The organism is Deltaproteobacteria bacterium CG11_big_fil_rev_8_21_14_0_20_49_13, from assembly GCA_002796305.1.
Classification (GTDB): Bacteria; UBA10199; UBA10199.
Genome location: PCWZ01000006.1, coordinates 1 through 9,088 on the forward strand (window position 1 = coordinate 1; position 9,088 = coordinate 9,088).

Below are 9,088 nucleotides of genomic sequence, written 5' to 3' on the forward strand. Positions count from 1 at the left end.
CAATGGACGAACTTTGGGAGGCGGGCGTCGTCGGTTTCAAGACATACATGATATCCGGAATGGATTCGTTCAGGGCGCCAAGTTTTATAGAGCTGGGCCAGATCATGCAGTACGCGCGTAAGATAGGGGCCCTTGTCGGCGTGCACGCCGAGAACGGCAAGCTGATTTATGAGCGGATGCAGGAATTGAAATGTCATCTCCACGAAAGTGGGGATCTCGCAAATATACCAGAGATTCCCGTTTTTGAGGGAATGACAAAACTGTCCCGTTTCCACGGGGATGACATGCATTCATACTATCTTTCACGACGCGAACCCGCTGAAAAGGATGGGGTGGCGCTTGCGATAGGTCTTGCCAACCAGACGAAGGTAAAGCTTCATATAGTCCACTTAGGCTCGGGCGTCGGGGCGCATATCATCGAAGAATGGAAAGGGCGCGGCCTTGATATCTCAACCGAAACCTGCCCGCATTATCTAACCTTTACGCACAGCGATTTCAAAAAGTACGGCTCGCTCATAAAGACCGCCCCCGTTGTAAAGGAGAAGAAAGACAGAGAACGCCTGTGGGAATGTCTTGAAAATGGCACGATAGACTTCATCGCCACCGACCACGCACCGTGCCAGCCGGCGGAAAAAGATACAGGAAGCGCATGGACAGATTACGGCGGGATGCCGGGCGTCGAGCTGATGCTTCCGTTCATCTTCTCCGAGGGTTTCAAGGAGAAGCGCATCACCTTGGCAAGGCTTGTCGAGATCACGAGCACCGCCGCCGCAAAACGTTTTGGTCTATATCCGCAAAAAGGTTCGTTAAGTGTCGGGAGTGACGCCGATATCGTCCTGATAGACCCCAAGAAGAAGTGGAAGGTGGACGCAGCCAAGATGCACTCAAAGGCAAAGTGGACGCCATTTCACGAAAAGCAACTCACGGGCAAGATAATAAAGACCATTTTAAGGGGCGAAGTCATATTCGATACAGAAAAGGACGTTACAGGTGCGGCCGGTTTCGGAAAATGGGTAAGGAGAAGCTAGTTTTCCACTTTTCCCGTGCAATTTCAACTTTCATAGACTATAAAATCGCGCATGAAAAAGATGATATTCCTCGTGGTTGCGCTGGTGGTGAGCATCTCCGTCATTGCAAAGGAAAAGGCGCCGTTCATCGGCTGGGACAAGCTTGATATGGTGGCCAGAGATAGTTTTCTTGAGTGGCAAAAGGCGGTAAAGGCCGAAGCAGAAGTGATGGTAAGGACGACCGTTCCTGTGAAGAAGGCCGAAAAGATAATCTTTGATATCATAGGTTTTAAGCATCGGAGCGTCATTCCTTATAAGGACAAGGGCTCTATCGTTACCGGAAGCATACCGATGGAACATATCGATGAATTGGCGAAGGTCGAGTTCGTCGACTACATAGAAGGAGCGATGAGGCTTACACCAAAGGTGGGCGTAAAAAAAGGCCCCGGGATCATTAAATGACCGCCACCTAGACGGTCATCCTGAGCCGGAGGCGAAGGATCCAGTTAGAACAGTTGCACGAACGGGATCCCTCGCTTTTCGTTCGGAATGACATGCAATCGGAGACGACATGAAAAAACGGTTAGAAGGTTTAAAGGTTAATAAGTTAATAGGTTTTTTTCTGTTCGCGGCTTTAACCTCGAGCGTCGCGTTCGCAGAGACAAAGGTCGATCCGTTCTTTCAGGAGATGATGGCAAATCCTAAAGCGGCCGCAACCACAATGAAGGCCTTCGGTGTAAAGTCCATGGAAGGCGTCGTTATGGCCGACGGGTTCATAAAGGTTTCGGATCCTTCTTTTGTGCCGATAGTTAAGGGTATTCTTGAGAACGAAGGCGGCACGGTAAGGTCGATAATAGGCGACATAATGACCGCCTCGATCCCCGTTGATACTCTTGAAAAGATAGGAGCCCTTGATGAGGTGGTCTATATAGAGTCGGCAAAGCCAATGGATTCCAAGATGAACTATGCAAGGATCCCTACGAAGGTCGATCAGGTCCAGGCCGGCGGCGGGGCCGATTATACAGGCGGCGCCTTTAATGGCAGCGGTGTCATCGTCGGTGTTGTCGATACCGGAATAGACTGCGAACACGCCGATTTTGCCGGAAAAATACTTTCTTACTGGGACCAGAACATCAACGGCGGCGGCGGTGTTGCCGAGATAGTAGGGAGCAACGGAAAAGAATATACGGGCGATGAGCTTACCGACGGCTCTTGCGCCAGCTCACCCGATGCAAGTTCGGCAGGCCACGGAACTCACGTTACGGGCATTGCCGCAGGTGCCAACGCAACTTACACAGGAGTTGCGCCGAGTTCCAAGATCATTTCCGTGCAATTGAACGAGCCTTCTCTCAAAGGGAGCACCTATAATGCGTATCTTACGGCGCTCTCGACCAGCGTCGCCGACGGCGTCAATTACATATTCAGAAAGGCCCAGGCCCAGTCGCCAAAGATGCCTGCTGTTGTTAATCTTTCCATCGGCACATCGCTCGGTGCGCACGATGGGACATCGCTTTTTGAAAGCTCGCTCGACGGCCTTTTAACGGAGAGCGGCACCACCGAAAAAGAGGGACGCGCGATAGTCAACGCCGCAGGGAACGAGAACGCCGGGATACTTGAGAGCTCTACCTATGCAGGCATCCACGCCACGATAAGCCAGTCTTCCGGCGGTTATGCCTACGAGTTCCTTGGCGGTTATCAGAGCGGTTACGACCCTGTTTTATACTTTGGCGGCACATACGTCGATATCTGGCTCGCAAGCGGTAGTAGCTGTACCATCGGGATAAACGCATATAAGGGGAGTACGCCTGTTTATCAAATGACTCCGATCTCGGCGGGCGGCTCCAACCAGAGCGAGCCGGTAGGCGACGGCGTTGTGAGCATGTACGTAAATTTCACCGACTCCCCGAACGCCTTGAATGGAAAACAGCACGCCATAGCCAAGGTCACGGCGTCCACATCATCGATACTTGGCCAGTATTCGTTCGACCTTGTATTCACCGGCGCCTGCACCGGCAACGCCTGGCTATACTATGACAGTGTCTACTATAATATCTTTACCTATGCCTTTAACCTCTACGGCACCAACGATGCCTTGGGTTACACATATGTAAACGGTGACAGCAATTACACAATGACAATACCGGCCACCGCCAACAAAGTGGTTGCCGTCGGTTCATACATGGCACGTGACGCGTGGACCAGCCTTGCCGGCACACAGTATCAGAAAAGTCTTACACACAGCATCGTGGACGATCTTTCAACGTTCACGAGTCTCGGCCCCACGGCAGATAACAGGACCAAGCCGGAGGTGACGGCGCCGGGAGAACCTATCGTTTCCACGATGGCGAGCACGGTCTCGGCATCAGACAGCCAGAAAGGCGACACCACACATTACAAGATGCAAGGGTCGTCCATGGCATCGCCGCACGTTGCGGGGACCGTTGCGCTCATGCTCAATAAGAACGGATGCCTAAAGGCGGCCACGATCAAGAACTTTCTTGAGACATATGCCGATACAGATTCCTTTACCGGTTCCGTTCCCAATAACAGCTGGGGCTACGGCAAATTGAATGCGGCGGATTCTGTTACGAACGTTACCGCCGCGACCTGTGCCCCCAACAACCCCAGTGAGGACGGTACGACCGGCTCCTGTGACACGGATTCTGACTGCGAATATGGAAAAATATGCCAGAGCAATATCTGCGTTGTCAGAAGCTGTACGACAGACGACGATTGCGAGAGCGGCCAGACCTGCACCAGCGGAACGTGTACATCTTCCTCCTCAAGCGGCGGATGCGGTGCGGACATCGGAGAAAAATCCGGTAACGGGTCGGTTTTTGTTGCCTTATTCGGCATATTCTGTTTTATCATTACCTTGTATGGAACGGCGGCGTACAAAAAAAACAGATCCAAATAAGATAACGGATGTCGGTATCTTTTGTAAGCTCACTTCATCTCAACACAAAGAGAAACGGGAGATGCTTTCAACTCCGGTTGAACCCATCGATCTCTGCGCGGTGAATGGGATCGACGACCTTGTCACGGCCTTCAGGGGCGCGTCCATTCAGGCGAGAAGGATAGGCGAATGCGCCGAAGTTTGGGAGAAGATGGCGACCGACAAGGACCGCCCGACGATCATTTTGGGCCTAGCGGGCCCTTTGATAGCCGCAGGCCTCCGTAAGGTCATCCGCGACCTTATTGATTTCAATCTTGTTGATGCCATAGTTTCTACCGGCGCGATAATGTATCAGGACTATTATCAGGCAAAGGGCTACATGCATTATGTCGGCAGCCCCGACGCCGACGACACGAAGCTTCGCGATCTATACATCGACCGCATCTACGACACCTATGTTGATGAATCAAAGTTCTGGGAGACCGATTGTGGCATCGGCAAATTTGCGGACTCCCTAAAGCCTGGGAATTATTCGAGCAGGATGTTTTTGAAAGCCCTCTCTGAAACGGTGGATGACGATCAGTCGATATTGGTTACCGCCCGCAAATGCGGTATTCCCATATTTGCCCCCGCAATTAATGATTCAAGCATAGGGATCGGCCTTACCGAGCATTACAACAGATGTCTCAAGGAAGGCCGCAAGGGCGTTACCATAGATTCCATACAGGATAATTATGAACTGACCCAGGTGGTCGTTAAATCCAAATGCACCTCGGCTGTTTACATTGCCGGTGGCGTTCCAAAGAATTTTATAAACGACTCGGTCGTCATGAGCTACATCTTTGACAAGGATACCGGCGGCCACCGCTACGCTATCCAATTAACCACCGACGTTCCTCACTGGGGAGGTCTCTCCGGTTCCACACTTTCAGAGGCCACAAGCTGGGGGAAGGTGAGCAAGGAGGCCACGCATCAGATGGCCTTCGTTGAACCGTCGGTCAGTCTTCCGCTGGTCGCAGGATATTTGCTCAAAAAAGAATCTGGAAAAGATCGTCCGAGAATAGTCTATGAGTGGAGCCCGCCGAACTTGAACGGCATCAGTTTTAAATAGACCTGTCTGCCTTGAATATCCGCCTTATCTCAAGCATGTCTTTATCGTGGGTTCCGCCTGAAAGATCGGGATAACACCACGGAAGGGGATTATATTTTCCCTTTGCGTAGTACATGAGGAGGTCTGCGTAGCACCCTTTGGCTATCGCTATGCGGTGAGCGGCGAACTTGTTAGAGGCAAGGACTATCTTGAAATGATCGATGTAGCCGGGGTCTAGGTTAACAAGCCTCCTGTTGCTCACCTTGAACTTTTCCTCGACCTTGATCGCCATCTCCTTTATCTTGTAAAGCTGTTCAGGCGGGATAAGGTCTTTGAATGATACAAAGGAGCGAAAGAGATTTTCACCCATTTCGTTGGAATAGATGTTCGAGCTGAACGAATACCACTGCGAAACGTAGTCGATCTCTCCGAGCTTGTCGGACAATAGGTGAGTCGAATGGTCCCTGAGGTCCTTATCAGATGTTAAGACGCCGACTATTATTTTGACCGGAGCCGAGCCTTGCATATATAATGCGATAATGCTACCTTAGCTATCGTGCAATCGTCAAGAAATATCCGTTCATGGTGAGCATGCCGAGTCATGAACGAAATATTCGTTCTTCGGCAAGCTCCCGCCAAGAGGCAGGCGGGCAGACAGGATGATCGGGTTTTGAAATGAAAAAATCGCTTCTGATAATAATATTATTAATATTAAGCGTTCACGCACAGGCGAGCGTCTCTTCCATCTTTGGAGAGATAGAGGCGCTTGGCAAGAAGTGGAAAAGCTTTGCCCCGTGTCAGAAACTGTTCGTTCTTGGTTATTCGTCCTACCGGGAAGGGAGCTTGAATGATGCCAGGAAATATCTAAAGGAGTGTGATGGCGAATATCCGCTGCTTCAAAAATATATCACGAACATGCTGATGAAGATAGAGACAGGTGGCGAGCGTTTTAATTATACGGATGTCGCCACCGAGACCGCCAAGAGGATGAAGGTCCTTGAGGGGATGCCAAAGACACCCGAGAATCAATATGACCTTGCCAAGGCATATTTTAAAGGCAGACGCTTTGACGTCGCGGCCGGGCTCTTTAAAAAGACCTCCGAATATAAGCAATGCCGCCTCGGCTCACTTGAATACCTTGGCACATCCCTTGCCCGTCTGGAGAGATATGCCGAGGCAATTCTTGTGCATGAGGAGGTAATGGAGCTTTACCCCAAGGCAAAGGAGACAAGGACCAAGGCCCTTTTTAAGATAGGGTTCTTGTATCTTGACGGCGGACATTACGAAAAGGCCGGCGAAACTTTCGAGCGCCTGCAAAGGTTGTCGTCGCGTTATCAAAAGGATCAGGTAAGCTGGTATCTGGCGTGGTGCGCCTATAAGAGCGGTAAATACAAAGAGGCGATCTCTAGATTTGCGGTTTTGAAAAAGAAAGGTTCTAACAAGTATAGGGACAGGGCAAATTTCTGGCGCGGCGTTTCTCTGGAAAAAGCAGGAAAGGTTTCAGAGGCGAGGTCCGTTTACGGGGACATTCTTTCACACCAGCCATCCGGTTATTATGGCATCCTTGCATCCAGGAAGTTAAACACCTGTTTCCCCATCTCCTTAGGCGATGAAGATGAGCCAACGAACGGCGAAAACAACGATGTCTCCGATATCGACGGCGACATTGAAGGTCTGGAAGTAGCATACGAGTTGGATAAGTTAGGGCTTGGCGAACTTGTGAGCCAGGAACTCTCCGACTACTTTGCGGCAAATAAGAGGAAGATGGTCAATTGGCAGGAGGCATACAACCTTGCCAAGAGGAACGACTCATGGGACGTTGTGAACAGGCTGGCCAGAGGCCGCTTTAGTCACGACGCATCGACAAAGGGTCAGAAATGGGTCCTTGAGGGGGCGTATCCCAAGGCCTATAAGCATTTGATCAATGATGCGACCACAAGACACAAGGTAGAACCAATATTTGCGTGGTCGATTATGAGGGAAGAGTCTGTCTTTAAACCACAGGCGGTTTCTTCTTCGGGGGCCGTGGGTCTCATGCAACTGATGCCTTTTACCGCAGAGCGAATGCTGGGGAAACAGGGTTTTAGTGTCGAAAAACTCCTTGTCCCGCGTCACAACATAGAGGCCGGCGTCGGTTACTTAGGTTTTCTTACCAAACATTATAATAACAATCTCTTCTATTCCGCCGCCGCCTATAACGCCGGCGAAGAGGCGGTGGACAGATGGCTTGCCAGCGAAAGGGAAGAGTTAAAGGCTGAAGGCGTTGCCGCGATATCCGATGAAGAGTTCGTAGAAGAGATACCCTACAAAGAGACCAATGATTACGTCAAAAGGGTGATGCGTTCATATTGGATATATCAGGAGATGTATGGATCTGCCGGTAAGTGAAGTGAAGCGTCACTGACATGGCCGCCACGTTGAACGTTCTTCCAATAGGTCACAGAATATGCTAGCATAGGACCCTATGCTGGACAGAATTTTCAAATATGAGGGGCAGGAGCGTTTCAAGGCTCGTTTATATTCTAGCTTGTTTGTTCGCGCTTCGTTATATATTCTTGTGACCTAGCAGGATGGGGGTTCAATTTATGGCAGACGAAAAAAAACCGGGGGCGATAGGGGGGCAAAAAGATGCTTCTTCCGCCGATAGGACGGAGGCAGATAGAAGTCTTTTTAGCACGGTCGATCAAACGCGGGCCGGACAGACCCAAAAGGGGGCGGGAGGTGACACACGCCTTTCCGACAGCGGCTTTTTGAGGGTGCCGCCTCGTCTTAACCAGATACTTCAGGCCTTTCAGTCGCGCGCCGAAGGGGCCATGCAGGCCTTTCGTCTTCCCGGAAGCAACAAGGTGGTCCACGATAACCGGGAGCAGACAGGCAAGGGAGATGCAAAAGATGCCAAGGGCCGAGATGATAAGCATATTCATAGGGAGGGCGTTCGGGACAAGTCAGAAAAGAATATCAGGATAAGAGAAGGGAAGGCCGAGGAGGTGAAAGAAAAGACGTACGAGAATTACCTTGCCATTCGTCAGATGGTGGCGAATGAAAAGATGCCGGAGGCAAAGTCGAAAGAGAGGCAGCTTTCGGATTTCGAAAAACTGCTTATTGAACGTTTTGAAAAGTCAAAGAAGATAGAAGAGGCCGGCAAAGAAGGTAAGACCAGTTTTCTTGCCAAGACCGTTGAACAGTGGCGCTCGTTCTTCGACAAGTTCATGCACCGCACCGCCAAAAAGTCGGCTGAGCTTACCGATATACAGCAGTTCCTCTACCGCGGGATGGTCAAGAAGGGGGACGCCAAGGCGGTGATGATATCCGATATAATACACAACAGCGGCCAGACCGAAAAGTTCGCGCGCTTCGGTGTTCTTTACCAGAAGTTAGGCGGTCTGCTCAGCAAGCTGGTGCCAGGAGACTCTCTTTCGGCGAAGTCTATAAAAGACGGGATCGAATCCGAAAGGCTCTGGTATCTTTCGATACTCCCGCCGGATATCGGGTCCGAGATAATTACAGGTAGAAAACCTAAGCAGGGGATGTTTGGTTCGGAGGCCGTCGAGGCAATGGTGGCAAAGGAGCTTGGGATAGCCTATGATAAAGGCACTCCTTCCGGGCAGCATCGTGGAGAGTTTACAAAGCAAAGAAAGCGGCGGGGTGGAGGGATGTTTGCAGGACTTTTTGGCGGAGATGAAGAGCTTCCGGTCGAACAGCAGGGGCAGTTCGTGCCGTGGTGGCAGTGGGGCACCCTTAAAAGGCCCGGCGGTTTCACGCTCAAACGCGCACTCTATTCCGGCGTCATCATCCTTTTGATAATGGTAATATTCCTCGTTATCGACCGGTTGCTTAAGTGAATTCATGGTCTAGATGGAAAAATTCGCGATAGCGATACTGTGCCCCATCTCATGATCCTCTTAACTTCTGTTTACTGAACTCCCCAGCTCAATAAGTAAGTGCAACACTTGGAAAAGTGAGGGTAGATGTGATAACCCATGTGTTCATGAACAAGGGATACAGGCAGTTAACGGTTGGAGAGCGGGATTTGATAGGGGCATTGAAGGCAGCAGGCAAGTCTATCGGAGATATTGGCAGGGAGGTCGGGCGAGA

General features: G+C 50.7%; 7 protein-coding genes. 6 read left to right on the forward strand and 1 reads right to left on the reverse strand.

Annotated features, from left to right (window positions below; genetic code table 11):
• Nucleotides 1-2 precede the first annotated feature (2 nt).
• From COV46_00270 to COV46_00285, 4 genes are all read left to right on the forward strand, one after another.
• Nucleotides 3-1,028 (forward strand): hypothetical protein, encoded by a 1,026-nt coding sequence (locus tag COV46_00270; GenBank protein ID PIR18378.1) that lies wholly within the window; start codon nucleotides 3-5, stop codon nucleotides 1,026-1,028.
• 51 nt (nucleotides 1,029-1,079) lie between these two features.
• Nucleotides 1,080-1,469, forward strand: coding sequence for a hypothetical protein (locus tag COV46_00275; GenBank protein ID PIR18379.1), 390 nt, complete (start codon nucleotides 1,080-1,082; stop codon nucleotides 1,467-1,469).
• A gap of 109 nt (nucleotides 1,470-1,578) precedes the next feature.
• Nucleotides 1,579-3,924, forward strand: a complete 2,346-nt coding sequence (locus COV46_00280) for a hypothetical protein (GenBank protein PIR18380.1) — start codon at nucleotides 1,579-1,581, stop codon at nucleotides 3,922-3,924.
• On the forward strand, nucleotides 3,578-5,014 hold the full coding sequence (locus COV46_00285; GenBank protein PIR18381.1) for a hypothetical protein: 1,437 nt from the start codon (nucleotides 3,578-3,580) through the stop codon (nucleotides 5,012-5,014). The genes COV46_00280 and COV46_00285 overlap by 347 nt, the downstream gene beginning before the upstream one ends.
• On the opposite strand, the gene COV46_00290 is transcribed toward COV46_00285, so the two are convergent.
• Complete coding sequence (locus COV46_00290) at nucleotides 5,007-5,519, reverse strand: GTP-binding protein (protein ID PIR18382.1); 513 nt, start codon at nucleotides 5,517-5,519, stop codon at nucleotides 5,007-5,009. The genes COV46_00285 and COV46_00290 overlap by 8 nt on opposite strands.
• Before the next feature lie 149 nt (nucleotides 5,520-5,668).
• Between COV46_00290 and COV46_00295 the strand changes: the two genes are divergently transcribed.
• On the forward strand, nucleotides 5,669-7,381 hold the full coding sequence (locus COV46_00295; GenBank protein PIR18383.1) for a hypothetical protein: 1,713 nt from the start codon (nucleotides 5,669-5,671) through the stop codon (nucleotides 7,379-7,381).
• A 197-nt stretch (nucleotides 7,382-7,578) separates the two neighbouring features.
• On the forward strand, nucleotides 7,579-8,835 hold the full coding sequence (locus tag COV46_00300) for a hypothetical protein (protein PIR18384.1): 1,257 nt from the start codon (nucleotides 7,579-7,581) through the stop codon (nucleotides 8,833-8,835).
• Nucleotides 8,836-9,088: the final 253 nt, after the last annotated feature.

What these genes read in the sequence shown, in the direction of transcription:
- COV46_00270 (PIR18378.1), top strand. Translation starts at nt 3, where the DNA reads ATGGACGAACTTTGGGAGGCGGGCGTCGTCGGTTTCAAGACATACATG.
- COV46_00275 (PIR18379.1), top strand. Translation starts at nt 1,080, where the DNA reads ATGAAAAAGATGATATTCCTCGTGGTTGCGCTGGTGGTGAGCATCTCC.
- COV46_00280 (PIR18380.1), top strand. Translation starts at nt 1,579, where the DNA reads ATGAAAAAACGGTTAGAAGGTTTAAAGGTTAATAAGTTAATAGGTTTT.
- COV46_00285 (PIR18381.1), top strand. Translation starts at nt 3,578, where the DNA reads ATGCGGCGGATTCTGTTACGAACGTTACCGCCGCGACCTGTGCCCCCA.
- COV46_00290 (PIR18382.1), bottom strand. Translation starts at nt 5,519, where the DNA reads ATGCAAGGCTCGGCTCCGGTCAAAATAATAGTCGGCGTCTTAACATCT.
- COV46_00295 (PIR18383.1), top strand. Translation starts at nt 5,669, where the DNA reads ATGAAAAAATCGCTTCTGATAATAATATTATTAATATTAAGCGTTCAC.
- COV46_00300 (PIR18384.1), top strand. Translation starts at nt 7,579, where the DNA reads ATGGCAGACGAAAAAAAACCGGGGGCGATAGGGGGGCAAAAAGATGCT.